Source organism: Streptomyces sp. NPDC053048 (assembly GCF_044547045.1).
Classification (GTDB): Bacteria; Actinomycetota; Actinomycetes; order Streptomycetales; family Streptomycetaceae; genus Streptomyces.
The window spans coordinates 429,202-452,774 of sequence record NZ_JBITZS010000003.1; the positions used below are offsets into that span (position 1 = coordinate 429,202).

The 23,573-nt window shown below is 71.3% G+C and carries 24 protein-coding genes and 4 pseudogenes; 22 read left to right on the forward strand and 6 right to left on the reverse strand.

Annotated elements, in window-relative coordinates:
• Positions 1-4: 4 nt before the first annotated feature.
• The 12 genes and pseudogenes from ACIG36_RS10110 to ACIG36_RS10165 all read left to right on the forward strand — a co-directional run.
• Positions 5-754 carry a GntR family transcriptional regulator gene (locus ACIG36_RS10110; RefSeq protein ID WP_399924994.1) on the forward strand — a complete coding sequence of 250 codons (750 nt, stop codon included), beginning with the start codon at positions 5-7 and terminating at the stop codon, positions 752-754.
• Between the two features lie 244 nt (positions 755-998).
• On the forward strand, positions 999-1,979 hold the full coding sequence (locus tag ACIG36_RS10115; protein WP_399924997.1) for a sugar ABC transporter substrate-binding protein: 981 nt from the start codon (positions 999-1,001) through the stop codon (positions 1,977-1,979).
• The gene (locus ACIG36_RS10120) at positions 1,976-3,010 is read left to right on the forward strand and encodes an ABC transporter permease (protein ID WP_399925000.1); all 1,035 of its coding nucleotides are present in this window, start codon (positions 1,976-1,978) and stop codon (positions 3,008-3,010) included. The genes ACIG36_RS10115 and ACIG36_RS10120 overlap by 4 nt, the downstream gene beginning before the upstream one ends.
• Positions 3,007-3,843, forward strand: a complete 837-nt coding sequence (locus ACIG36_RS10125; RefSeq protein WP_399925003.1) for an ATP-binding cassette domain-containing protein — start codon at positions 3,007-3,009, stop codon at positions 3,841-3,843. The genes ACIG36_RS10120 and ACIG36_RS10125 overlap by 4 nt, the downstream gene beginning before the upstream one ends.
• Positions 3,844-4,039: 196 nt before the next feature.
• Complete coding sequence (locus tag ACIG36_RS10130) at positions 4,040-5,161, forward strand: ROK family glucokinase (RefSeq protein ID WP_399925006.1); 1,122 nt, start codon at positions 4,040-4,042, stop codon at positions 5,159-5,161.
• A gap of 5 nt (positions 5,162-5,166) precedes the next feature.
• On the forward strand, positions 5,167-5,751 hold the full coding sequence (locus tag ACIG36_RS10135; protein WP_399925009.1) for a hypothetical protein: 585 nt from the start codon (positions 5,167-5,169) through the stop codon (positions 5,749-5,751).
• Between the two features lie 125 nt (positions 5,752-5,876).
• Positions 5,877-6,257 (forward strand): DUF6423 family protein, encoded by a 381-nt coding sequence (locus ACIG36_RS10140; RefSeq protein ID WP_399925400.1) that lies wholly within the window; start codon positions 5,877-5,879, stop codon positions 6,255-6,257.
• Between the two features lie 61 nt (positions 6,258-6,318).
• The gene (locus ACIG36_RS10145; protein ID WP_399925012.1) at positions 6,319-7,551 is read left to right on the forward strand and encodes an MFS transporter; all 1,233 of its coding nucleotides are present in this window, start codon (positions 6,319-6,321) and stop codon (positions 7,549-7,551) included.
• Between the two features lie 96 nt (positions 7,552-7,647).
• Positions 7,648-8,253: a hypothetical protein gene (locus ACIG36_RS10150; protein WP_399925015.1), complete on the forward strand. Its 606-nt coding sequence runs from the start codon at positions 7,648-7,650 to the stop codon at positions 8,251-8,253.
• A 13-nt stretch (positions 8,254-8,266) separates the two neighbouring features.
• Entirely contained in the window at positions 8,267-8,731 is a 465-nt protein-coding gene (locus ACIG36_RS10155; RefSeq protein WP_399925017.1) for a DUF6187 family protein, read from the forward strand.
• A 71-nt stretch (positions 8,732-8,802) separates the two neighbouring features.
• Entirely contained in the window at positions 8,803-9,600 is a 798-nt protein-coding gene (locus ACIG36_RS10160) for a JmjC domain-containing protein (protein ID WP_399925019.1), read from the forward strand.
• A 115-nt stretch (positions 9,601-9,715) separates the two neighbouring features.
• A pseudogene (locus ACIG36_RS10165) lies at positions 9,716-9,832 on the forward strand (3-oxoadipate enol-lactone hydrolase); the annotation flags it as partial.
• 179 nt (positions 9,833-10,011) lie between these two features.
• Here ACIG36_RS10165 and ACIG36_RS10170 read toward each other — a convergent pair.
• Together ACIG36_RS10170 and ACIG36_RS10175 are read right to left on the reverse strand one after the other, a co-directional pair.
• The gene (locus tag ACIG36_RS10170; protein ID WP_399925021.1) at positions 10,012-10,425 is read right to left on the reverse strand and encodes a PIN domain-containing protein; all 414 of its coding nucleotides are present in this window, start codon (positions 10,423-10,425) and stop codon (positions 10,012-10,014) included.
• Positions 10,422-10,685, reverse strand: coding sequence for a CopG family transcriptional regulator (locus ACIG36_RS10175; RefSeq protein WP_399925023.1), 264 nt, complete (start codon positions 10,683-10,685; stop codon positions 10,422-10,424). The genes ACIG36_RS10170 and ACIG36_RS10175 overlap by 4 nt, the downstream gene beginning before the upstream one ends.
• A 314-nt stretch (positions 10,686-10,999) precedes the next feature.
• Between ACIG36_RS10175 and ACIG36_RS10180 the strand changes: the two are divergent.
• The 5 genes and pseudogenes from ACIG36_RS10180 to ACIG36_RS10200 all read left to right on the forward strand — a co-directional run.
• Positions 11,000-11,253, forward strand: a pseudogene (locus ACIG36_RS10180) (transposase); the annotation flags it as partial.
• Positions 11,254-11,297: 44 nt separating this feature from the next.
• A pseudogene (locus ACIG36_RS10185) lies at positions 11,298-12,299 on the forward strand (alpha/beta fold hydrolase); the annotation flags it as partial.
• Between the two features lie 1,056 nt (positions 12,300-13,355).
• A pseudogene (locus ACIG36_RS10190) lies at positions 13,356-13,580 on the forward strand (carboxymuconolactone decarboxylase family protein); the annotation flags it as partial.
• 24 nt (positions 13,581-13,604) lie between these two features.
• Positions 13,605-14,249, forward strand: a complete 645-nt coding sequence (locus ACIG36_RS10195; RefSeq protein ID WP_399925025.1) for an MBL fold metallo-hydrolase — start codon at positions 13,605-13,607, stop codon at positions 14,247-14,249.
• A 51-nt stretch (positions 14,250-14,300) separates the two neighbouring features.
• Positions 14,301-15,092 (forward strand): exodeoxyribonuclease III, encoded by a 792-nt coding sequence (locus ACIG36_RS10200; protein WP_399925027.1) that lies wholly within the window; start codon positions 14,301-14,303, stop codon positions 15,090-15,092.
• A gap of 23 nt (positions 15,093-15,115) precedes the next feature.
• Here ACIG36_RS10200 and ACIG36_RS10205 read toward each other — a convergent pair whose 3' ends face one another.
• Entirely contained in the window at positions 15,116-17,008 is a 1,893-nt protein-coding gene (locus ACIG36_RS10205) for an SGNH/GDSL hydrolase family protein (RefSeq protein WP_399925402.1), read from the reverse strand.
• A gap of 148 nt (positions 17,009-17,156) precedes the next feature.
• Here ACIG36_RS10205 and ACIG36_RS10210 point away from each other — a divergent pair, with 148 nt between their 5' ends.
• Complete coding sequence (locus ACIG36_RS10210) at positions 17,157-17,597, forward strand: DUF6278 family protein (protein ID WP_399925029.1); 441 nt, start codon at positions 17,157-17,159, stop codon at positions 17,595-17,597.
• A gap of 40 nt (positions 17,598-17,637) precedes the next feature.
• On the opposite strand, the gene ACIG36_RS10215 is transcribed toward ACIG36_RS10210, so the two are convergent.
• Positions 17,638-18,399, reverse strand: a complete 762-nt coding sequence (locus ACIG36_RS10215) for a GntR family transcriptional regulator (protein WP_399925031.1) — start codon at positions 18,397-18,399, stop codon at positions 17,638-17,640.
• A gap of 208 nt (positions 18,400-18,607) precedes the next feature.
• On the opposite strand from ACIG36_RS10215, the gene ACIG36_RS10220 reads away from it, so the two are divergent.
• Genes ACIG36_RS10220 through ACIG36_RS10235 form a run of 4 tightly spaced genes read left to right on the forward strand, consistent with a single transcriptional unit; the run spans position 18,608 to position 21,801 of the window.
• A complete protein-coding gene (locus ACIG36_RS10220; protein ID WP_399925033.1) occupies positions 18,608-19,351 on the forward strand; it encodes an amino acid ABC transporter ATP-binding protein in 744 nt (247 codons plus the stop codon).
• Positions 19,352-19,368: 17 nt separating this feature from the next.
• Positions 19,369-20,286: a glutamate ABC transporter substrate-binding protein gene (locus tag ACIG36_RS10225; protein WP_399925035.1), complete on the forward strand. Its 918-nt coding sequence runs from the start codon at positions 19,369-19,371 to the stop codon at positions 20,284-20,286.
• Between the two features lie 10 nt (positions 20,287-20,296).
• Positions 20,297-20,941 (forward strand): amino acid ABC transporter permease, encoded by a 645-nt coding sequence (locus tag ACIG36_RS10230; RefSeq protein WP_399925037.1) that lies wholly within the window; start codon positions 20,297-20,299, stop codon positions 20,939-20,941.
• Positions 20,938-21,801 (forward strand): amino acid ABC transporter permease, encoded by an 864-nt coding sequence (locus tag ACIG36_RS10235; RefSeq protein ID WP_399925038.1) that lies wholly within the window; start codon positions 20,938-20,940, stop codon positions 21,799-21,801. Before ACIG36_RS10230 ends, ACIG36_RS10235 begins: the two co-directional genes overlap by 4 nt.
• Before the next feature lie 23 nt (positions 21,802-21,824).
• Here the strand turns inward: ACIG36_RS10235 and ACIG36_RS10240 are convergent, their stop codons facing one another.
• The gene (locus ACIG36_RS10240; protein ID WP_399925040.1) at positions 21,825-23,015 is read right to left on the reverse strand and encodes a globin domain-containing protein; all 1,191 of its coding nucleotides are present in this window, start codon (positions 23,013-23,015) and stop codon (positions 21,825-21,827) included.
• Between the two features lie 99 nt (positions 23,016-23,114).
• Positions 23,115-23,564 carry an RrF2 family transcriptional regulator gene (locus tag ACIG36_RS10245; protein ID WP_399925042.1) on the reverse strand — a complete coding sequence of 150 codons (450 nt, stop codon included), beginning with the start codon at positions 23,562-23,564 and terminating at the stop codon, positions 23,115-23,117.
• Between the last annotated feature and the right edge of the window lie 9 nt (positions 23,565-23,573).

A 23,573-nucleotide genomic window follows, 5' to 3' on the forward strand; every position in this document is an offset into this window, starting at 1 on the left:
CTTCGTGGCGAAGCAGCAACCCCTCCAGTTCACCCTCGACCGAGGCAGCCCGGTCCCGCTCTACTTCCAGCTGTCCCAGCAGCTCGAGGGCGCCATCGAACGGGGTGAGCTCGCCCCCGGCAGCCTCCTCGGCAACGAGATCGAGCTCGCCGGCCGCCTCGGCCTGTCCCGGCCCACCGTCCGCCAGGCCATCCAGACCCTGGTCGACAAGGGCCTGCTGGTGCGCCGCCGGGGCGTGGGCACCCAGGTCGTGCACAGCCAGGTCCGGCGGCCGCTGGAGCTGAGCAGCCTCTACGACGACCTGGAGTCGGCCGGCCAGAAGCCCGCCACCCGCGTCCTGCGCCATGCCGTCGAGCCGGCCGGCGCCCAGGTGGCCGCGGCCCTGGGAGTGGCCGAGGGTGCCGACGTCGTCCGCGTCGAGCGCCTGCGCCTGGCGCACGGCGAGCCGGTGGCCCGCCTGTGCAACCACCTCCCGGTGGGCCTGCTGGAGCTCGACGCCGACACTCTCGGCGGCACCGGCCTCTACCGCCTCATGCGGCAGGCCGGCATCACCCTGCACAGCGCCCGCCAGACGATCGGCGCCCGCGCCGCCACCGCCGAGGAGGGGGAGCTGCTGGCCGAGCCGGAGGGCGCCCCGCTGCTGACCATGGAGCGGACGACTTTCGACGACACCGGCCGGGCGGTGGAGTTCGGCTCCCACCTCTACCGGGCCTCGCGCTACGCGTTCGACTTCCAGCTGCTGGCCAGGTCCTGACCCGGACGGGCTGTCAGCTCATCAGAATGTTCTGACAAAGTCTTGACGCGGTGTGTCGTCCGCCACTACAACTCCACGCACGGGAAGAAGCCCCACGCCGCCGCCGACGCCCCGGCCGACAGCGGTGACGGATGGTGACGGATACTTGGGCGGTCGGTCCCGCGGGACAGGGGTCCGGCCGCACCGTGACAGACAGTGAGAAGGGCAAGTCCTCGTGGCAAGGGTTCGGACAGGCGTACGTGCGGTGAGCGCCGTGCTGGCAGCGGTGCTCGGCGCCACACTGGCTGGGTGCAGCAGCACGGGCGGCAAGCGGGCCGAGGAGCGGGCCGCCAAGGCCGCCCAGGGCCGCTCCGCGGTCGACACCCCCCGGTGGACCTTCGCGATGGTCACCCACTCGGGCGATGGCGACAACTTCTGGGACATCGTCCAGAAGGGCGCCAAGCAGGCGGCCGTCAAGGACAACATCAACTTCGTCTACGCACACGACGCCGAGGGCAACAAGCAGGCCCAGAGCGTGCAGGCCATGATCGACCAGAAGGTCGACGGCCTGATCGTCACCCTCGCCAAGCCCGACGCCATGAAGGACGTCGTCGCCAAGGCGCGGAAGGCCGGCATCCCGGTGGTCACGGTGAACTCGGGCTCCGACAAGTCCAAGGAGTTCGGCGCGCTCACCCACATCGGCCAGGACGAGGTCGTCGCCGGCGAGGCCGTCGGCGAGCAGCTCAACGACCGCGGCCGCAAGAAGGCCGTCTGCGTCCTGCACGAGCAGGGCAACGTCGGCCACGAGCAGCGCTGCGACGGCGTGAAGAAGACCTTCAAGGGCGATCTGCAGAACCTGTACGTCGAGGGCACCAACATGCCCAACGTGCAGTCCTCCATCGAGGCCAAGCTGCAGTCCGACAAGGACATCGACTCCGTGGTGACCCTCGGCGCCCCCTTCGCGGCCACCGCCGTCAAGGCCTCCCGGCAGTCCGGCAGCAAGGCCGAGGTCGCCACCTTCGACCTCAACGCCCAGGTCGCCAAGGACCTCCAGGACGGCACCCTGGCCTTCGCCGTCGACCAGGACCCCTACCTCCAGGGCTACGAGGCGGTCGACCTCCTGTGGCTCTACCGCTACAACCGCGACATGCTCGGCGGCGGCCGCCCGGTCCTCACTGGCCCGCAGATCGTCACCAAGGACGACGCGAAGACGCTGGCCGAGTACACGAAGCGGGGCACCCGATGACCACGGCCGCAACCGCCGACGAACGGCTGCTGAACCGGAGCTACCTGCGCCGCATGCTGGGCCGCCCCGAACTGGGCGCGGTGGTGGGCGCCGCGGCCGTCTTCGTCTTCTTCTCCTTCGTCGCGGACAGCTTCCTCCAGGCCTCCAGCCTGTCGACCGTCCTCTACGCGTCCTCGACGATCGGCATCATGGCCGTCCCCGTGGCGCTGCTGATGATCGGCGGCGAGTTCGACCTGTCGACGGGCGTGATGGTCACGACCTCGGCGCTGATCTCGTCGATGTTCAGCTACCAGATGACGGCGAACGTCTGGGTGGGCGTGGGCGTCTCCCTGCTGGCGACCCTCGCCGTGGGCTTCTTCAACGGCTTCATGCTCACCCGCACCAAGCTGCCGAGCTTCATCATCACGCTCGGCACCTTCCTGATGCTCACCGGCCTGAACCTGGGCTTCACCAAGCTGATCAGCGGCACGGTCTCCACCAAGACCATCGGCGACATGGAGGGCTTCCAGTCCGCCCGCGCGCTCTTCGCCTCCCACCTGACGATCGGCGGCGTCGACCTGCAGGTCACCATCCTCTGGTGGCTGGGCCTGGTGGCCCTCGCCACCTGGATCCTCCTCCGCACCCGCGTGGGCAACTGGATCTTCGCCGTCGGCGGCGGCGCGGACGCGGCCCGAGCGGTGGGCGTCCCGGTGAACAAGACCAGGATCGGCCTGTACATGGCCGTGGCGTTCTGCGCCTGGATCTCGGGCCAGCACCTGCTGATGTCGTACGACGTCGTGCAGTCCGGCGAGGGCGTCGGCAACGAATTCCTCTACATCATCGCGGCCGTGATCGGCGGCTGCCTGATGACCGGCGGCTACGGCTCGGCCATCGGCTCCGCGGTCGGCGCGTTCATCTTCGGCATGACCAGCAAGGGCATCGTGTACGCGCAGTGGAACCCGGACTGGTTCAAGTTCTTCCTCGGCGCGATGCTGCTCCTGGCGACCCTGCTGAACGCGTGGGTCCGTAAGCGCGCGGAGGCGACCAAATGACCGCCCTGGTCAAGCTCACGGACGTGAGCAAGTTCTACGGAAACATCCGCGCGCTCGAGGGCGTCTCCCTGGAGGTCCACGCGGGCGAGATCACCTGCGTCCTGGGCGACAACGGCGCGGGCAAGTCGACCCTGATCAAGATCATCGCGGGCCTGCACCAGCACGACGCGGGAACCTTCGAGATCGAGGACGAGGAAACCAGCCTCACCTCGCCCCGCGAGGCCCTGGACCGGGGCATCGCCACGGTCTACCAGGACCTCGCGGTGGTCCCCCTGATGCCGGTGTGGCGCAACTTCTTCCTGGGCTCGGAGCCGACGAAGGGCCGCGGGCCCTTCAAGCGCCTCGACGTGGAGAAGATGCGCGAGACGACCCGCGCCGAGCTGCTGCGCATGGGTATCGACCTGCGCGACGTCGACCAGCCGATCGGCACCCTCTCGGGCGGTGAGCGCCAGTGCGTGGCGATCGCCCGCGCCGTGTACTTCGGGGCGAAGGTCCTGGTCCTGGACGAGCCGACCGCCGCGCTGGGCGTCAAGCAGTCCGGCGTCGTCCTCAAGTACGTGGCCGCGGCCCGCGACGCCGGCCTGGGCGTGGTCCTGATCACCCACAACCCGCACCACGCGTACCTCGTCGGGGACCGCTTCGTCCTCCTCAAGCGGGGTGCGATGGCGGGCAGCCACGCGAAGTCGGAGATCGCGCTGGACGAGCTGACCCGCCAGATGGCGGGCGGCTCGGAGCTGGACCAGCTCAGCCATGAGCTGGAGAGGGCACCGGTACCCGACGTGATCGGCGGCAAGCCGGTCGACTCGGCCGGGGACCAGGACGTTTCCGGCTGACCCGCCGTGGGGGCCCCGCGCCTCCGGCGCGGGGTTTCTCCCACCCACCCACCCGTCACCCGGCAACGGACAGGTACCGAGGGGACTGCCCGCCCCCCGCCCCCCGCCCCCACGGCACCGTTTCGCGGCGCACCGCGCCGGTAAGGCAGAATCGGCACGTCCGTATCCATCCACCACCGCAGGGGCAACAACCGCGATGAGCATGTACCGCGAGCGGGTACACCGAGGCACCGCCAGAGCCACTGTGCTCCGCACGGTCGGCACGCGCGAGCGCCGCTCGCACCTCACCGCCCCCCGTGTCCCCACCGTCGGCATCGACATCGGCGGCACCAAGGTGATGGCCGGCGTCGTGGACGCCGACGGCAACATCCTCGAGAAGCTGCGCACCGAGACCCCGGACAAGTCCAAGAGCCCCAAGGTCGTCGAGGACACCATCGTCGAGCTCGTCCTCGACCTCTCCGACCGCCACGACGTCCACGCCGTCGGCATCGGCGCCGCCGGCTGGGTCGACGCCGACCGCAACCGCGTCCTCTTCGCCCCTCACCTGTCCTGGCGCAACGAGCCCCTGCGCGACCGCCTCGCCGGCCGCCTCGCCGTCCCCGTCATGGTGGACAACGACGCCAACACCGCCGCCTGGGCGGAATGGCGCTTCGGGGCCGGCCGCGGCGAGGACCATCTCGTCATGATCACCCTCGGCACCGGCATCGGCGGCGCGATCCTCGAGGACGGCCAGGTCAAGCGCGGCCGGTTCGGCGTCGCGGGCGAGTTCGGTCACATGCAGGTCGTGCCGGGCGGCCACCGCTGCCCGTGCGGCAACCGGGGCTGCTGGGAGCAGTACAGCTCGGGCAACGCCCTGGTCCGCGAGGCCCGTGAGCTGGCCGCGGCCGAGTCGCCCGTCGCGTACGGGATCATCGACCGGGTCGGCGGCAACATCCCGGAGATCACCGGCCCGCTGATCACCGAGCTGGCCCGCTCCGGCGACGCCATGTGCGTCGAGCTCCTCCAGGACATCGGCCAGTGGCTCGGTGTCGGCATCGCCAACCTGGCCGCCGCCCTCGACCCGTCGTGCTTCGTCATCGGCGGCGGGGTCTCGGCCGCCGACGACCTGCTGATCGGCCCGGCCCGGGACGCCTTCCGCCGCCACCTCACCGGCCGCGGCTACCGCCCGGAGGCCCGTATCGTCAAGGCGCAGCTGGGCCCCGAGGCCGGCATGGTCGGCGCCGCCGACCTGGCCCGGCTCGTCGCCCGCCGCTTCCGCCGCGCCAACCGGCGCCGCGTCGAGCGCTACGAAAGGTACGCGCGGGCCGGCCGCGGGTGATCACGATGGAACAGCCGGGACGCGCGGCGGCCCCTGAGCCGCCCGAGAACAAGGGTGACACCACCGCGACCGGTGGCGGCGCCCGCCGCCACCGCTGGCTCAAGCCGGTCATCATCTTCCTGCTGATCGCCATCCCCGCCGGATACCTCTACATCTCCGCGATGCAGAGCCGCGGCGGCGGCGAGAGCAAGAAGGAGCAGGCGGCCGCCACCGGCCTCGAGGAGGGCTGGCCCACCCGGCTCCAGCGGCGCCTGTACGAGGTGTCGGTGCCGCCGTACGCCGAGAACGTGGCCCACTTCGAGGTCAACGCGTGGAAGGCGAGCTCGCTGTACCTGCAGTTCACCACCACGCGCGAGCGGTTCGACAAGTGGCTGCACGACTACGCGGGCCCCGACGCCGAGCTCAAGGACGGCGAGGTCACCATCGACGAGGACGAGGCGTCCCGGGTGGGCTGGACGTTCGGTGACGGCCACCGCTGGGCGGGCACGGTCCACGAGCAGGACCGGCCCAAGCCCAGCCTGGAGATCACGGCGAACCTGGACAACCCCGACTTCCCCCAGGTCTACGTGATCTCGACGACCACGCCCTGACGCGACGTACGTGACGTGACGTGACGTGGCGCGGTGAGCGGTGGTGTCCGTCGGTACGTGCGCGATCTCTCAGATGCGATCCGACGTGGTGACGGGCGAGATCGTGACCCCCGCCATGGCGGCCACTGCCGATGACCTGTGACGAACACACCCGCTTCTCCGCCGACAGCGACGCCGTGATCGTCTCCCGTCAGTTCGCCAAGGCCTTCATGACGCCGGACCAGGACCGCATCACCTTCTACGACGGTGAAGTCAGGCCGGGTGAAGCGGTATTGAGGATGTTCACGACCGAGGCCGCTCGGCGACGGACGACCATCAACCACAACCGGTTCGTTCCCCCGCCCACCGACGTGCCCGGCACGAGTCCCCAGCACCCGGAGCAACCCACCCAGCCCCGTCCCGTCAAACAACAGCTGGAGGAGCAGATCCGGCTGGCGGTGGAGAACGGGATGCCGCGGCGCCCCGCGATCGAGCTGTACATTCCCGTGACGTCGATCAAGGGATGAAGGCTGATGTCCTTCGGGGGGTGCGAGCAGGCACCCCCTGAGGGACTGACCGAGGACGTGAATGAAGACCGCTCATCTCCACCGCCTCGTTGCCGCCCGCACGGTCTCCATGCTCGGCGACCGTGCCGCGGAGAGCGCACTGCCGATCATCCTGCTGCTGGTCACGAACGACCCTCTGGTGGCCGGGCTGGTCACCGCCTCCAACATTCTCCCCGCACTGCTCTTCTCCCTTCCGGTGGGCCACCTCGCCGATACCCGGGAACGCCGCGGGCTCCTGATCACCGCTGATGTGTGGCGGGCGGTCCTGGGGCTCGGGCTCGCCCTGGCACTCCTCGCGCCCGAACCCTCCGTCGCCCTGCTGGTCGGCATCACCTTCCTCATGGGATGCGGTGACGTCCTCTTCTCCGTGGCCTCGCACACCTATCTGCCGGCGCTCGTCCCGTCGACGCGCATCATGCGGGCCAATACCGTTCTGGAGGCCGGGGACGCGGCGGCCACGCTCACCGGCCCGGCGCTCGCCGGTGTTCTCGTCTCCCGGTTTCCGCATCCCGTCGCACTGGCGGTGAACGCCGGTTCCTTCGCCGTTTCCGCGGCATTGCTGGCTCGGCTGCCCACCGCAAGGGCCCCACGTTCCGACGATGACGAGGTGAGCGGCGACCGCCGGACCGCGCGGAGGCGCGGGAATGTGCTCGCCGGCTTCCGTCTGCTCATCTCCGATCCGCTGCAACGGATCCTGCAACTGGCCTGTCTCTACATGCACCTGGCCGCCGCCCTCTTCGTCCTGGTGGTCGTGTCGGTGTCCGTGCAGACACTGCACCTCGGGCCTTTCCGTACCGGTCTGGTTCTCTCCGCGGCGGGGGTGGGTGGCCTCGTCGTGACCTTGCTGGTCACCCGATTCGTCGAGCACCTCCCTTGGGGGCTGCTGCTCGGCACGGCACTGTGCGGGCTGGCCGCGACCTTTCTGTGGCTGGCCATGGCCCAGGGATTCGTCAGCCTTTTCCTGGCTGCACTGTGCATGGACGCGTGTTCCGCCTTCGCCTTCATCACAGCCGGCTCCGTGCGCCAGGTGTTCACCCCCGCCAAGGCCCTCGGGCGTCTCACGGCTGCCGCGGGGCTCGTCAACGCAGCTGTGCGCGCCGCGGGCGTCCTGAGCGGCGGTGCTGTCGTGGCGTGGGCAGGTGGCCGTACGGCCGCCGTCGCCCTCGGGGTCATCGGCCTGGCATGTGCTGTACCCCTGCTGACGGCCCGGACCGCACGCCGCCCGATCGCCGCCGACACGACACCCGCATCGTGACCGCCTGACCGCACACGTTCTCGCAGCCCAGGAGACCCTTGTGCCCAGCACTTTCTTCCCGCCCTCACCCTCGTCGCGCAACTGTGGCACCACGGCATGCGCGACTTCCTCCTCCTGGAACGCGAGTCACGCCTCACCGGACGCTTCTTCACCCGGGTCGACAACCTCGGCCAGCGGGTGCTGCGCAGCCCTTATGAGCACCACCCCGGTGCCGAAGGGCACCGGGACTGCGAAATGCTGGATTTCGCCCGGCTGCACTGGCCCCAGCTGACGGAAGTGGAACAACACGAAGTCCGCATGGCGCAGTCGGGACAACGCGGCGTCGCCCCCATCGACATCTTCGAGTCCTACTGCTCCCACGTCGCGGCCTCCCATGAGGTGACGGCGAGGGCACGGCGCGCCGAGGTCCTCGAGGTGGCCGGGTCGGATGAAGCCGATGTGAACGCCGCTTTCTTCCGCCCGGAAGGCCGGGCGATTTTCACTCGAAGATCACTCGAGTACCGCGGACTGCCTCTTGTCCATGAAGAGACCATGGAGCTCGCCGGAACCGCCCGACTGTATGTGATGGGAGCACTGGCGTCCTTGGCGCTGGGCCCGGCGGCACGCAACATCGACGGCCACCGGGTGGCCGCTGCCCGCATCACCGCCGCTCTACGGGCTCGTCGTGCCGGTGCCGGCCGACCAGGAAGATCGAACGGCTGAACAGGATGAGCGAATGATCATCGTGGACTACAAGGGAGCCGAATCCGCTCTCGAGCCTCAGCTGATCGTGCTGGGAACGGAATGCGAACGGATCTTCGCGGCTCTGGGCATGACCGCCCACGCCCGGAGCCTCGCAGAAGTCATGCTCGGCGCGGAACGAGCCGAGCACACCGGCTCATGGTCCCTGAACTGGATGGAGGCGGTGGAGCGCGGCATTCACTACTGGGTGACCTTCCGCAGTCGATTCACGTCCGCCGAATGGGACGGCGTTCGCCGCAACGGAGCACCCAGGGAGAACCTGGCTCGCTGCGGCACGGCTGTGGCCGCCGAGCTCGGTCTGCCTGCCGATGACCCGCTCGTGGCCCTGCTGGCCGTCGCCATGATCCGCCGCGAGGAATTCGACGGCTACGTGCAGAAGAACGGCTACGTGCAGAAGAACGACTACGTGCCGAAGAATGCGAAGGGAGTACGCACGTGAGGTACCGGGGGAACCCGCCGTCACTGGAGCTGTCCGACGCCTTTTACGCACGCTACTGGGAACGCGGCCCTGTGCACGTTCACAATGCCGCCCCGGGGAGATTCAAGGAGCTCTTCGACGCCGCGGCCTTCGAGGAACTCCTGGCCTTCGGCGCGCTGCGCTCAGGTTTCGTCACCGTCATCCACCGACGCCGGCCTGTGGCCGCGGAACTGCTCTGCCGTGAACCCCAGGACGTGGGCGGAGTCGAGCACGACGACCTCGTCGATCCGGAGATGCTGACCCCCTACCGCGAGCAAGGCGCGACGATCATCCTCGCCTGTCTCCAGCTGTACTCCCGGCACGTGGCGGGGCTCGCTCAACGGCTGTCGGACGCCATGGGGTGCGACATAGAGGCACACGCATTCCATACACCGGCCGACACCCACGGCCTGGCTCCTCATTACGACGGTGAGCCCGGTTTTCTCCTCCAGCTGGAAGGAAGCAAACACTGGAACCTGCATCCGCCCCTCACCGACGGGCTGCCGATTCAAGGCGGCCACCCGCCGGTCGGCTGGCAGCCGGACGAAACCCTGGCCCAACGGTTCACTGTGCAGCCGGGGGACCTCCTGTACCTGCCTCGAGGCTGGGTCCACTATGCCGGCACCACGGAACAGCACTCCCTCCACATCACATTCCAAGCGCTGCTCAACCTTGAACGAGACGTGATCCTCGAGCGTGTCGAGCGCGAAGTGGACGAGGCTGTACGCAAGGAGGACGTCCTGCCGGTGGCTCCCGTGGACGGCCCGTCGACGCTGGCCGCCCATGTTCGGGTGATATCGGCGAAGTTGGCCGCGTGGGCGGATGAGCTGGAGAGCGCCGGACCCGAGTAGCGATTCGCCGCGTCCGTGGCGGCGGCAACCGGCAGGCCGACGCCGCCCCACAGGTTGTCCACCACCTGGTCGGGCCCGCACGGCCATGCCCCCCGTCAAAGGGGCGGCTGTGATGATGCATGAGAGGGTCTGGCGGGTGAGTGAGCTGGCGAACACCCTGCAATACCGCTCTGACGGGCCAGAAGACGCCCCGGTCCTGATCCTGGGCCCGGCCCTCGGGACCACATGGCACAGGTAGGCGAAGGCGTCTTGCGCGGTCCAGGGAGTCCAGGTCAGCGGCGTACGCGCAGGTTAGGGCCTTGTGGCCCAGGAGTGTCGATGCTGTTGGTGATACGTGTGTGACAGCGCGTGTGACAGGAATGGCGAGCGCGCGCTGTTCGTGTAACCGGGCACGCGTCAGGGCGATCCGGCTCAGACCTTGATGATGGTGACGCGTGTGCCGCACAGGGTGGTGAGGTCCTCGGGGTCGGAGGTGAGGACCGTGACAGGGCCGGGAGCGACGAGAGCGGTGGCGCTGAGCATGGCGTCGATGGCGTACTTGTGCCCGTGCAGTCCGGCGTCGGCCAGGAGCGCGGCAGCATGGCGAGCGATCGGTTCGGTGATCGGTTCGACGATGAGGCGGGACAAGGTCCACTCCAGGGCCGGCCGGTTGATGCGGGGGTGGACCACCTCGACGAGGGTGGCCGCGGAGGTGATGACACGGAGATCGTCGGCGCGGGCAAGGGCGAGCCATGCGGTGACCGTGCGGTCGCGCAGGACAGCCTTTGCCAGTCCCTCGCTGTCGAGGACGAGGGTGCCGCCGGGGGCGGCGGGCGAGCGGTTCACGCGGCGTCCGTCCCGCCGTGGGCCTGTTCCTGCCGGGCCTGGTGGAGCTGGTCACGCAGTGCCTGGACCTCGTCGTCGGTGATGGGGCCGTGGTCGGCCTCAGCGACGGTGATGAGTTCGTTGAGATTGTCGCGCTCGATCTGGCGGGCGACGGCGGCAGTCACGTACGCGGACAGGCCGGACGGGCCGCTGCGGGTGCGGGCTGCCTCCGCGATGTCGCGAGGCATGGTGATCGAATACTTGCCGGTAGGCTCGCTCATGCCACCAATCCTACCGATAATCCTCCTCGCGGGGGGGGGGAGAGAGAAATGGCCGGGCCTCTGCCGAGGCGGGTGAGCAGTGCCTCGGCGCGCCATCGGTGAACAGGCTTGGTGCGTTCACCTGATCAGGAGGGGGTGGACGCTATGAGGAAGAGGCGTGGGCGCGCCCGCAGCCGGCATCCCGAGGAGGCTGCTGCGGCGTGCGCTGCGAGGCTGGGCATTCATCGCACCCGCCCCGGGCCGAGCAGCATGCCGGCCGATGTCCGCCAGGCCCTGCGCTGGCCGGCGGGCTGACCCGAGCCGCATTACTCCAACTGTGCGGGGTCAGTCCTGTCGAGCGCTCCTCGGGACGCCGGCAGTTCCGTCGCCTCAACCGTGGCGGCGACCGTCAGGCAAATGCCGCGCTCCATATCGCATCGTGTTCACCCGTCTGCGGGTCGACCCGCGCACTCAGGACTATGACGAGCGCCGGATCAAGGAGGGCAAGACCCGTCGCGAAATCGTCCGTTGCCTCAAGCGCTATGCGGCCCGGGAGGTCTTCCACCTGGTCAGACAGCTGCAGCCATGACCCCGCTCATAGGGGCTGTCGTGACAGATGAGAGGGTCTGGCGGGTGAGTGAGACACCGGCGAACACCCTGCAATACCGCTCTGACGGGCCAGAAGACGCCCCGGTCCTGATCCTGGGCCCGGCCCTCGGGACCACATGGCACATGTGGGACCGGCAGGTACCGGAACTCACCCGCCACTGGCGTGTGGTGCGCTTCGATCTGCCGGGGCACGGTGGCGCCCCCGCCGAGCCCGTCGCGACGGTCGGCGAGCTGACCGACCGCCTGCTGGCGACACTCGACGCGCTGGGCGTCGACCGCTTCGGGTACGTGGGCTGCTGCGTCTCCGGTGCCATGGGCGCCGACCTCGCGCTGCGCCACCCGCACCGGCTCGCCGCGCTGGCCGTGGTCGGCTCGGCGGCGCGGTTCGCCGGGGCCGGGTTCGGCGGCGCCGAGGAGTTCCGTACGAACGGTCTCGAGCCGGCGGCACGGAAGGCGCCGGAGCGCTGGTTCACCCCGGCGTTCGCCGCCGCGCAGCCGGCGATCGTCGACTGGGCCGTGCAGATGGTCCGTACGACGGACGTCCGCTCCTACGCGGCCGCGTGCGAGGCGCTGGCCGCGTTCGACGTACGGGACGAACTGGGCCGGATCGCCGTGCCCACGCTGGTCGTAGTGGGCGCGGAGGACGAACTCACACCCCCGGCCGAGGCCCGCGTCCTGGTAGCGGGCATCCCCGACGCGAGGCTCGCCGTCGTACCGGCGGCGCGGCATTTGACACCGGTGGAACAACCGGCGGCAATCACGGACCTGCTGACCCGCCATTTCACGATGCCGTGGGCTCCGCCGGGCCCGGCCGGAGGCCGGGCCGCGTCCCCGGACTCAGCCTCGGCCCAGGACCGGCCTGCCGGCCCGACCCGCGCCCAGGACTGGGCTTCCGCCCCGGACCCGGCCTTGGCCGGAGGCCGGGCTGCGGGCTCGGACCCGGACCGGGCCCCGGCCCAGGACCGGGCCGCGGGTCCGACCCACGTCCAGAACCGGGCTTCCGCCCCGGACCCGGCCTCCGCCGAGGACGGGGCCTCGGGGTCCGCCCACACCCCGGACCGGGTCCAGACCCCGGACCGGGTCCAGACCCCGGACCGGGTCCAGACCCCGGACCGGGTCCAGACCCCGGACCGGGGCCTGGCCGCGGACTCGACATCGACTCCCGCCTCGGATTCGATCCCCGCCTCGGGTTTGGGCGTGGCGTCGGCCTCGGCCGCGGCGGCCGGTGGGGCCTCGGCCCAGGGATCGGCCCCCGGTGCGAACCCGGCCACCGCGACCCGGGACACGGCCTCGGCAGCCAGTGGGCCCTCGGCCGCCCAGGGCCTGGCCCCCGGTTCGAACGCGGCCACCGCGACCCCGGTCCCGGGCTCGGCCGCCGACCGTGCCGCGAACCAGGCCTCGTCCCCGGATGCGGCGCAGGCCGCCGCGACGTCGGCCCCGAGCTCGGCTCAGGCCTCGGTCGGCCCCGCCGCGGCAACCAACGGCCCGGCGGCGTCCGGTGACCCGCACGTCCAGCCGGCGGGCGCGTTCGGCTCCGCCGTCGCCCCGGCCGGTTTCGGGCCGCCCCTCCCGGCTTCCGCCGGGCCCGCGCCGACGCCCGACGGCACCTTCGGCCCGGTGGCCGGTGCCCCGCATCCGGTACCCGGTAGCGGCCCGGCCGCCGGCTCCGCGTACCCGCTGCCCGGTATCGGCTCGACCGCCCAGCCGGCGCACCTGATACCCGGCACCACCCCGGCGGCCATGGCCGGTACGGGCCCGGCTGACGGGGCCACTTACCCGCTCCCGAACAGCGGCCCGGCCGCCCAGGCCCCGACCCATCCGGTGCCGGGTACCGCCCCTGCCGTCGGCCCCGCGTACCCGCTTCCCGGCACCGCCCCGGCCGCCCAGGCCGTACCGTTGCCCGGCAGTCACCAGGCCCCGGCGGCCGCCCCCGGCAACCCCTACGCCGACGTACTCACCGGCCCAGAGCCCAATCTCGGCGCCACCGCCGACGCGGCGTCGTCGGCACACCTCCCCCAGGACGACTTCACCGCCGGCTTCCACGAGATCGCCGCCCTCCTCGAGGGCTCCGCGGTCCGGGCGCGGCCCGGTCTGGACCGGCGTACCCGCGCCCTGGTCACGCTCACCGCGCTCGCCGTCGGCGGGCATCTGGACGATCTCGCCCTGCACACGCGGGCCGCCCTGCTCGAGGGCGTCACCCCTGACGAGATCAGGGAAACGCTTCTGCAGTGCGTGCCCTACCGCGGCCTGCCCGCCGTCCGGGCGGCCTTCGCGGTCGCGCACCGCGTCCTCGCGGAGACGCGCTGAGGGGCCGCGTAGCAAGATGACCTCATGAAGCTGACCAAGCACAGTCACGCCTGTGTCCGCCTGGAGAAGAACGGTCGCACGCTCGTCATCGACCCGGGAGGGTTCAGCGAGGAGGACGCGGCCGTCGGGGCCGACGCCGTGCTCGTCACTCATGAGCACCCCGACCACTTCGACGAGAACCGGCTGCGGGCCGCCCTCGAGGCCAACCCGGCCGCCGAGCTGTGGACCCTGCGCAGCGTCGCGGAGCAGGTCTCGGCGGCCTTCCCCGGCCGGGTGCACACGGTCGGGGAAGGCGACGCCTTCACCGCCGCCGGCTTCGACGTCCAGGTGCACGGACAGCTGCACGCCGTGATCCATCCGGACATCCCGCGGATCACCAACGTCGGCTATCTCGTCGACGGCTCGCTCTTCCACCCCGGCGACGCCCTGACCCTGCCGGGGCAGCCGGTCGAGACGCTGATGGTCCCGGTCATGGCCCCCTGGAGCCGGGTCGCGGACGTCATCGACTACATCCGGGAGGTCAAGCCGCGCCGGGCGATCGACATCCACGACGCACTGCTGACCGATCTGGCCCGGCCCGTCTACGACCGGATGCTCGGTCCGGACGGTCCCGGCGTCGGCGGGGCGGACCACTCGCGGATGGCGGCGGGCCAGGCCATCGAGTTGTGAGGAGCGGTCCGGGAAGGCGGGTCTGTCAGACCCGGCCGTTAGGGTGGGCCCATGCGCATCGCTACCTGGAACGTGAATTCGATCACTGCCCGCCTCCCGCGCCTGCTGGCCTGGCTGGAGAGCAGCGGCACGGACGTGCTGTGCGTCCAGGAGACCAAGTGCACCGCCGAGCAGTTCCCCGCCGACGAGCTGCGCGAGCTCGGCTACGAGTCCGCGGTGAACGCCAACGGCCGGTGGAACGGGGTCGCCCTGATCTCCCGCGTCGGCCTCGACGAGGTGGTCATGGGCCTGCCCGGCGGCCCCGACTACGACGGCGCGCAGGAGCCCCGCGCGATCTCCGCGACGTGCGGCGGCGTGCGCCTGTGGTCGGTCTACGTGCCCAACGGCCGAGAGGTCGGCCACGCCCACTACACGTACAAGCTCAACTGGCTGGAGGCGCTGCGCGACGCGGTCTCGGCCGACGCGGCGGGGGACCGCCCGTTCGCGGTCCTCGGCGACTTCAACATCGCCCCCACCGACGACGACGTCTTCGACCCGGCCGTCTTCGAGGGGGCGACCCACGTCACGCCGGCCGAGCGCGCCGCGCTCGCCGCGCTGCGCGACGCCGGCCTGTCCGACGTCGTGCCGCGTCCGCTGAAGTACGACCACCCCTACACCTACTGGGACTACCGCCAGCTGTGCTTCCCCAAGAACCGCGGGATGCGCATCGACCTGGTCTACGGCAACGCCCCCTTCGACAAGGCCCGCAAGGACGCCTTCGTCGACCGCGAGGAGCGCAAGGGCAAGGGCGCCTCGGACCACGCCCCGGTCGTCGTCGACGTCGACCTGGACGGCCGGCCCTAGGCGCCCCCGTCGTCCGCCCCCCGTCAGATCAGCTGTCGCAGGTCGACCGAGTCGCTGAACGCCTTCATCCCGGCGTCGTTGGGGTGCAGGTGGTCCCCGCCGTCGAAGCGCGGGAGCATGCGTTCGGGGCGGTCGGGGTCACGGATCGCCGCGTCGAAGTCGAACACGGCGTCATAGATCCCGGAGGTGCGGATGTGCCGGTTGATGGCGGTGCGGTGGGCGTCGGCCTGCGCGGTGCAGTCGTGGAAGCCGCCGCACGGCGCGATGGTGGCGGCCACGACCCGCATGCCGCGCTCGTGGGCGCGGGCGGTGATCGACCGGAGCGCGGCGATGACCTCGTCGGCCGTGGTGCCGGCGCGGACGTCGTTGACGCCCTCGAAGATGACGAGCGTGCGGGCAGAGGTCTGTGCCAGCACGTCGCGCTCCAGCCGGTTCCCCGCGCTCACCCCGCTCTTGATGCCGCTGGTGCCGTCGCCGGGATAGCGGTCGGACACCACGCGGTTGCCGGAGATGCCGTGGTTGAGGACGCCGAGCTCCGGCACGGTGTGCTGGGCGCGCAGCCGCCGGGCCAGCAGGTCCGGCCAGCGGCCGTTGGCGCCGGGGGTGGCCCGTTCGCCGTCGGTGATGGAGTCGCCGAGGGCGACGACCGAGCCGGGACCGCCGCTGACGTCCACGCCGGTCAGCAGGGGCCAGCCCTCGAGCTTGTCGGTGAACGCGCCGGGTCCGCGGTCGCCGGTGCGGTCGCCGCTGCCGTCGGCGCTGAGGAACGAGACCTGGTTGCTGTAGCTGTGCACGGGCACCGCCCGTACTGTGCCGGGCAGGTGGATGCTCACCAGCAGGTTGGTGCCGGGCGGCACCCGGAAGCGCACCGGGTCGCTGAACCGCTGGGCGCCCGCCGGGATGTCGACGCCCGCCCGGTCGTCGAAGGTCAGCGGCACGGGGCGGGCCGTCGTGGACGCGCCGTCCTCCTGCAGGGCCACGGTGGCGTGCCCGATGCGCACGGGGCGCTGGGCGAAGGTGTTCTCCAGGCGGATCCGGGTCCGCGGCCCGCCGGTGCTGCTGTGCACGACGAGCCGCAGGGTGCGGTCCGTCCACGGGCCCACGGCGGCGTACCCGGACGTGGACGTCGCCCAGCTGCCGGTCCACTCGTTCGTGGGAGCGCGCAGGGCCAGCGAGAAGACGTGCAGATCGACGCCGGCTCCCGGGTCCTTGGGCAGGACCACCGAGCCGATCTGCCGCCCGCGCGCCACCGGCACGGTCACCGTGTACAGGCGGGTGGTCTCGGTCCGCTGCCCGCCGGGGGTGTTGCGGTGGGGCAGGCCGACGGCCTTGGTGGTGAGCGGGCCGCGCCGCCAGTCGGGCGCGACGAGCCGGTACGTACTGCTGGAGCCGTCGCGGTAGCGGATGGTGCCGGTCCCGGTCGCGGCGTTCCCCGGCCCGCCCTTGGTGCTGCCCGCCACCAGGAAGGTCAGGGCCTCGCCGCGGCCGCTGAGCCGGACCGCCTGCCCGGCGACCCGGACGTTGTCCGGCCGGCCGGGGGCTGTGCGGGGCCAGGTGAGGCGGGTGGCGTCGATGTCGAGCGTGCGGCCGGGCGTCCAGCCGGCGGTGGCGAGGTCCTGGGCGGAGAAGGAGCCGCCGGAGCCGTCGAAGTCGGCGGCCGCCGGGCGGGCGTCGTCGCTGACCGCCCGATTGTCGAAGAGCCGCTCCAGAGGGAGCGGCTCCTTGTACGCGGCGGCGACGGCGGCACGGGCCGCGTCGGCGCCCGGGGCGGGGGCGGTGTCGGCCAGGGCGGGGGTGTTCGCGAGCGCGACGGCGCAGACCGCGCCCGCCACCGCACCGGCCCATCGGACCCGTCCTGAGGCCGTCCGTCTGTGTCGTCTGCCGTCGAACGTCCTGAGCCTCGGTGTCCGGAGCATGCGCGTCATGCCTCCCAGCTTTGCCCGCTCTGAAAGTGGCGGGATGAAGCTAAGGAGGCGTTTGGGGAACGTCAAGGAGGCCGATCGGCCACGTCGGGTGCCGCGCGCCTGTGGTGGGGCCATCCGTGCGAGTGAGATCCTGGCCGGTATGAACATTCCCTTCTTGGACAGCTGGCGCAAGCGGCAGGGCCCGGCGCGCGGTGCGGCGGCGCCCGACGCCTCCGACCGGGATCCGGAAGGCCTGGCCGAGTTGTTGTCGGAGTGCGAACTGCTGCGCGCCCACGCGCAGTCGGCGGGTGTCGCGCTCGACGACGCGCCGACGTCCCTGGAGGCGCTGGACCAGCTGCAGCCGCGCTGGCGCGAGGACCCGGAACTGGTGTCCTGGCTCGGCAACGACGCGGGTCTGTACCTGGGTACGGTCATCGTGCGGACGGTCGCCGGCGCGGGCTGGTGGATCCGGCAGGACGGCCAGCCGGTCGTCCGGCTCGCCAACGGCCGTGAGATCGACGTGGTCGAGGCCGGCCAGGCCTGGGCGGAGGACGGCGCCCCGGAGCTGTCCCGGCAGTACGCGGAGATCGCCGAGAACTGATACGGCGCCCGCGCGGGGGCCGGCGGGGTGTCAGGGGGTGTCAGCTGGTGAAGGCGATGGTGTACTCCAGCCGCCAGCGGTCCGCGCGGACCACGATGTCGGAGGTCTCCACGGCCCGGTCGTCACCGTCGAAGTGGGTGCGTTCGACGACGGTGACGCACTGGCCGGCCGCGCACCCCAGTGCCTCCGCCTCGGGCGTGGTGGCCGGCCGCGAGCCGACCAGCTCCCGCGCCCGCACCACCCGGATGCCGATGGCCGCCAGCCGGCCGCGCACCCCGCGCCGTGCGTAGGGCCCGCGTTCGGGCAGGGCGACGTCGGTGCCCTCGGTGATCGTCAGCGGCTCCCAGCTGGTGGCGAGCTGCACGGGATGGCGGTCGGCCAGGTACTCGTACTGGGTGCACAGCACCGCCTCGCCGGACGGGATGCCCAGGCGCTCGGCGATCGGTGCCGGGGCGGTCGTCTCACTCGAGGACGCCTCCCACGTGAGGGCGGTGTCCCGGGAGCGCCCCGCGTAGTCGCGGACCTCCGCGGCGAAGGGGGAGTCGACCGCGCCGGTCGAGCGCAGCAGGGTGCCCAGCGGCTTCCTGTCGCTGACGAACACCCCCCGTCCGAACTGCCCCTGGGCGTATCCGGCGGCCTTCAGGACGCGGACCGCGCGGTCCACGGTCTGATCGCTGGCCTCGTACGCGCGTTTGAGTTCGGAGCGGGAGGGGATCCGGTCGCCCACCGCGAGTCCGCCCTCGTCGATCCGTTGCCGCAGGTCGTCCGCGATGCGCAGGTATACGGGCCTGCTGTCGCCCACACCGGGCTCCCTTCCCCCACTGCTTTCCCCCGTCCGGCCCCCACAGGCTAGGTACCCAGGCTCGGTCTGTGTACCTAGGGCAAATGGCGGCTATTGCGGGCCCCGATCCGGCTCAATCACCCTTCGTACGCGTGTCACCGGGGAAGTCCCGTATCGAGGCGGTTAGTTTGCGGCGACCGCGAGACAGCTGAGAGTGGGTAGGGCTGGTATGGCCGTCGAGCCGTTGATCGAGCTGCGGGGTGTCAACAAGCACTACGGCACGCTGCACGTGCTGCAGGACATCGACCTCACCGTCGGCCGCGGCGAGGTGGTGGTGGTCATCGGGCCCTCGGGCTCCGGCAAGTCCACGCTGTGCCGGGCCATCAACCGCCTCGAGCCCGTGGAGTCCGGCACCATCCTGCTCGACGGGCAGCCGCTGCCGGAGGAGGGCCGGGAGCTGGCCAAGCTGCGCGCGGAGGTCGGCATGGTCTTCCAGTCCTTCAACCTCTTCGCCCACAAGACCGTCCTGGCCAATGTCTCCCTGGCGCAGATCAAGGTCCGCAAGCGCGGCAAGGAGGAGGCCGACCGGCGCTCGCGCGAGCTCCTCGAACGGGTCGGTCTGCTCGCCCACGCCGAGAAGTACCCCGCCCAGCTCTCCGGCGGCCAGCAGCAGCGCGTGGCCATCGCCCGCGCCCTGGCCATGAGCCCCAAGGCGCTGCTGTTTGACGAGCCGACGTCGGCGCTGGACCCGGAGATGATCAATGAGGTGCTGGAGGTCATGCAGCAGCTCGCCCGGGACGGCATGACGATGGTCGTCGTCACGCACGAGATGGGCTTCGCCCGCTCGGCGGCCAACCGCGTGGTCTTCATGGCCGACGGCCGCATCGTCGAGGACCGCACCCCCGAGGAGTTCTTCACCGCGCCCGAGAGCGAACGGGCCAAGGACTTCCTCTCCAAGATCCTCAAGCACTGACCGGGGTGAGCGCACACATGAGACGCCTCGTCGCCGCGCCGGCTCTCCTGGCCACGCTGGCCCTCGCCGCCCTGCTCACCGCCGGCTGCGGCAAGGAGGGCAGCCCGCCCGTCAAGGGCCCGCAGGCCGAGAAGCTGCCCGTCTATCAGGTCGACACCGGCTTCCGGCTGCCCGGATCGCCCACCTGGCGGGCCGCCGAGCGCCGCCGCCACCTCGTCGTCGGCGTCAAGGAGGACCAGCCCTACCTGGGCGAGAAGGACCCCGCCACCGGCGGCTACTCCGGCTTCGACATCGAGATCGCCCGGATGATGTCCGCCTCCCTCGGCTTCGCGCCGAAGACCATCGCCTTCCGCACCATCGCCTCCGCCAACCGCGAGACCGCCCTGCAGAACGGCCAGATCGACTACTACGTCGGCACCTACACCATCAACGACCTGCGCAAGAAGCAGGTCGGCTTCGCCGGCCCCTACTACATCGCCGGCCAGTCCCTGCTGGTGCGCACCGACGAGAAGGACATCCACGGCCCCCAGGACCTGGCCGGCAAGCGGGTCTGCTCGGCGGCCGGCTCCACCCCGCTGCAGCGCATCCAGCGCGAGTACCCCAAGGCCATCGCCGTCGCCTACGACACCTACTCGATCTGCGTGGACAACCTCATCAGCCTCCAGGTGGACGCCGTCACCACCGACGACACCATCCTCATGGGGTACGCCGCCAAGGCCCCCGATGTGCTGAAGGTGGTCGGCAAGCCCTTCTCCAAGGAGCCCTACGGCATCGGCGTGCCCCGCGGCGACACGGCCCTGCGCCTCGCCCTCGACGACGCCCTCGCCGCCCACGAGAAGAACGGCGACTGGAAGAAGGCCTACGACGCCACCCTCGGCCTCTCCGGGGTACCGGCCCCGCCGCCGCCCGCCATCGACCGCTACCCGGCGAGCTGAGGAGGAACCCGTGGACGTACTCGCCGACAACTTCTCCCTCTACGGCAAGGGCCTGCTCGGCACCGTCGAGCTCACCGTCTACGCCTCGCTCCTCGCGCTCGTCCTGGGCTTCGTGATGGCCTCCTTCCGGGTGGCGCCCGTCGGCTCGCTGCGCGTCTTCGGCACGGTGTGGGTGACGGTGCTGCGCAACACCCCGCTCACCCTGCTGTTCTTCGCGGTGATGCTGGGGCTGCCGCGGTTCGGGATCGTCCTGCCGTTCCAGCTCTTCGCCGTCCTCGCCCTCGGCTGCTACACCTCGGCCTTCATCTGCGAGGCGCTGCGCTCGGGCATCAACACCGTGCCCACCGGCCAAGGGGAGGCGGCCCGCAGCCTCGGCATGACCTTCGCCCAGACCCTCGGCGACGTCGTCCTCCCGCAGGCCTTCCGCTCGGTCATCCCGCCGGTCGGCTCCACGCTGATCGCGCTCGCCAAGAACTCCGCGATCGCCGGCTCGTTCAGCGTCACCGAGCTGCTGGGCACCTACAAGACGCTCAACGAGCTGGGCTACAGCATCATCTGGTCCTTCGTCTGGATCGCCGTCGGCTATCTGATCGTGACCCTGACCATCAGCGCGGTCTTCAACGTGCTGGAACAGCGCTGGGGAGTCGCCCGATGACCAGTACGGCCCTGTACGACATCCCCGGCCCGCTCGCCCGCCGCCGCCACCTGCTCTACGGCGTCCTCTCCACCCTGGTCATCCTCGGCATCGTCGCCTGGGCGCTGTATCTGCTGTTCGACACCCAGCAGTTCACGGCGGCCAAGTGGCGGCCGTTCGAGTACAAGGGCATCCAGGAGATGCTGCTGCGCGGCCTGGGCAACACCCTCAAGGCGTTCGCCCTGGCCGCCGTGCTCTCCCTGGCCCTCGGCGCGGTCCTGGCCTGCGGCCGGCTGTCCGTGCACCGGCCGCTGCGCTGGGCCGCCACGCTCGTGGTGGAGTTCTTCCGCGCCATGCCGGTGCTGGTGATGATCTTCTTCGTCTTCGTGGCGCTCAAGGTCCAGCCGCTGCCCGCCCTGGTGACGGGCCTGACCCTCTACAACGGCTCGGTGCTCGCCGAGGTCTTCCGCACGGGCGTCAACGCGGTGGAGCGCGGCCAGCGGGAGGCGGCGTACTCGCTGGGCATGCGCAAGACCCAGGTGATGACGTACGTCCTGGTGCCCCAGGCGCTGCGGGCGATGCTGCCCACCATCATCAGCCAGCTGGTGGTCGCCCTGAAGGACACCTCGCTCGGCTTCCTGATCACCTACGAGGAGTTCCTGCACGCGGGCAAGGCGATCGCCGGCAACCTCGACTACGACCTGCCGTTCATCCCCGTCGTCATGGTCATCTCCCCGATCTACATCGGGATGTGCATGCTGCTGTCCTGGTTCGCCAACTGGGTCGCCCAGCGCCAGCGGCGCAGCCTGAAGACCGAGGCCGTCGAGGTGGCCCCGCCGGAGCCGGGCACCTTGATGCCGGGGGCGGGGCCGCATCCCTGACGCGTGTCCGTCCCGGGCGCACCTCAGGCGTCGGCGCCCAGCCACAGGTCGGGGCCGAAGACCTCGTAGTGGATGTCCGCGGCCGCCACGCCCGCCGTGAGGAGCTGGGCGCGCGCGGACTTGAGGAAGGGGAGGGGGCCGCAGAGGTAGGCCGTGGTGCCGGCGGGGACGTCGAGGACGGAGAGGTCGGCGAGACCAGTGCGGTCGGCGGGGCGGGGGGCCTCGGGGCGCTCGTACCAGACGTGGGCGTCGGCGTCCGGGAGCTTGGCGACGAGCTGTTCGAGGTCGGTGCGGAAGGCGTGGGAGCTCTCGTCGCGGTCGGCGTGGACGGCGATGACGCGGCGGGTGGAGCCGGTGGCGGCGAGGTGGGTGAGCATCCCGATCATCGGGGTGCAGCCGATGCCGGCGGAGGCGAGCAGGAGGGGCGCGTCGCCGTCGTCGAGGGTCACGTCGCCGAAGGGGTGGCTCAGGCTCAGCACGTCGCCCACGGCGACGTGGTCGTGGAGATGGGTGGAGACCTCGCCGGCCGGGTCGCCGCTCACGCGCTTGACGGAGAACTGCAGGGCGTCCTCGGGCAGGCCGGAGAGGCTGTACTGGCGGATCTGGCGGGCACCGTCGGGGAGGGCGACCTGGACGGAGACGTACTGGCCGGGGCGGGCGGCGGGCAGCGGCCGGCCGTCGTCCGGGCGGACGAGGAAGGTGGTGACCTCGGGCGTCTCCCGGTGGCGGGCGACGACGCGGTAGGGCCGCCAGGTCGCGCCGAGCAGGACGCCCGCCTCCTCGTACAGTCGGGCCTCGAGGGCGATCAGGGCGTTGGCCATCAGCCAGTAGACCTCGTCCCAGGCCGCCGCGACCTCGTCGGTGACCGCGTCGCCCAGCACCTCGGCGATGGCGGCGAACAGATGCCGCTGGACGACCGGGTACTGCTCGCGGGTGACGCCCAGTGAGGCGTGCTTGTGGGCGATGCGTGCGAGCATCACGTCGGGGCGGGTGCCGGGGTGCTCGACCAGTGCCGTGGCGAAGGCGGCGACGGCGCCGGCGAGGGCCCGCTGCTGGCTGCCGTCGGCCTGGTTGCCGCGGTTGAACACGTCGCGCAACAGCTCCGGGTGGGCGGCGAAGAGCTTGTCGTAGAAGAGCGGGGTGATCTCACCGATCGCGCCGCCGACGGCGGGCAGGGTGGCGCGGACGATCTCGGACGACTTCGGGGACAGCATCGGCGCTCCTGGTCTCGAGGGATCTTCGATACAACCGGTTAATTGGTATCTGAGATTCGTGTTTTTGAACGTGCGAACCGACCGTACGCCAGGGCCGCTTCAGCCTCCCGGGCGGGTGCTCAGGCTCAGCAGCACCGGGCCGGTCGGCGGGCCCGTCAGCTCCTCGACGGTGAGGGGATCCAGCGCGGCGAAGAACGCCTCCTGGGCGTCGCGCAGCGCACCGCGCAGCCGGCATGCGGCGCGCAGTGGGCACGGCGGCTCGTCCTCGCAGCCGACGACGTCACCGGCGCCCTCCAGCTCGCGCACCAGGCGCCCGACCGAGCCCGTGCGCCCGGCCGCGGTGAGGGTGAGCCCTCCGCCCCGGCCACGGCGGGCCTCGACCACGCCCAGGTGCTGCAGCCTGCTGACCACCTTGGCGGCGTGCGTGTAGGGCACGCCGACGGCGTCGGCCACCTCGCGGGTGGTCGGCGCCGTGTCCTCGGTGTCCGCCGTCACGGCCAGGCGCATCGCGATGCGCAGGGCGATGTCGGTGCTCTTGGTCAGTCGCACGCCCTCACC

What these genes read in the sequence shown, in the direction of transcription:
- ACIG36_RS10120 (WP_399925000.1), top strand. Translation starts at nt 1,976, where the DNA reads ATGACCACGGCCGCAACCGCCGACGAACGGCTGCTGAACCGGAGCTAC.
- ACIG36_RS10125 (WP_399925003.1), top strand. Translation starts at nt 3,007, where the DNA reads ATGACCGCCCTGGTCAAGCTCACGGACGTGAGCAAGTTCTACGGAAAC.
- ACIG36_RS10130 (WP_399925006.1), top strand. Translation starts at nt 4,040, where the DNA reads ATGAGCATGTACCGCGAGCGGGTACACCGAGGCACCGCCAGAGCCACT.
- ACIG36_RS10135 (WP_399925009.1), top strand. Translation starts at nt 5,167, where the DNA reads ATGGAACAGCCGGGACGCGCGGCGGCCCCTGAGCCGCCCGAGAACAAG.
- ACIG36_RS10145 (WP_399925012.1), top strand. Translation starts at nt 6,319, where the DNA reads ATGAAGACCGCTCATCTCCACCGCCTCGTTGCCGCCCGCACGGTCTCC.
- ACIG36_RS10150 (WP_399925015.1), top strand. Translation starts at nt 7,648, where the DNA reads ATGCGCGACTTCCTCCTCCTGGAACGCGAGTCACGCCTCACCGGACGC.
- ACIG36_RS10155 (WP_399925017.1), top strand. Translation starts at nt 8,267, where the DNA reads ATGATCATCGTGGACTACAAGGGAGCCGAATCCGCTCTCGAGCCTCAG.
- ACIG36_RS10175 (WP_399925023.1), bottom strand. Translation starts at nt 10,685, where the DNA reads ATGAGCGAGCCTACCGGCAAGTATTCGATCACCATGCCTCGCGACATC.
- ACIG36_RS10195 (WP_399925025.1), top strand. Translation starts at nt 13,605, where the DNA reads ATGAAGCTGACCAAGCACAGTCACGCCTGTGTCCGCCTGGAGAAGAAC.
- ACIG36_RS10200 (WP_399925027.1), top strand. Translation starts at nt 14,301, where the DNA reads ATGCGCATCGCTACCTGGAACGTGAATTCGATCACTGCCCGCCTCCCG.
- ACIG36_RS10205 (WP_399925402.1), bottom strand. Translation starts at nt 17,008, where the DNA reads ATGCTCCGGACACCGAGGCTCAGGACGTTCGACGGCAGACGACACAGA.
- ACIG36_RS10210 (WP_399925029.1), top strand. Translation starts at nt 17,157, where the DNA reads ATGAACATTCCCTTCTTGGACAGCTGGCGCAAGCGGCAGGGCCCGGCG.
- ACIG36_RS10220 (WP_399925033.1), top strand. Translation starts at nt 18,608, where the DNA reads ATGGCCGTCGAGCCGTTGATCGAGCTGCGGGGTGTCAACAAGCACTAC.
- ACIG36_RS10225 (WP_399925035.1), top strand. Translation starts at nt 19,369, where the DNA reads ATGAGACGCCTCGTCGCCGCGCCGGCTCTCCTGGCCACGCTGGCCCTC.
- ACIG36_RS10235 (WP_399925038.1), top strand. Translation starts at nt 20,938, where the DNA reads ATGACCAGTACGGCCCTGTACGACATCCCCGGCCCGCTCGCCCGCCGC.
- ACIG36_RS10240 (WP_399925040.1), bottom strand. Translation starts at nt 23,015, where the DNA reads ATGCTGTCCCCGAAGTCGTCCGAGATCGTCCGCGCCACCCTGCCCGCC.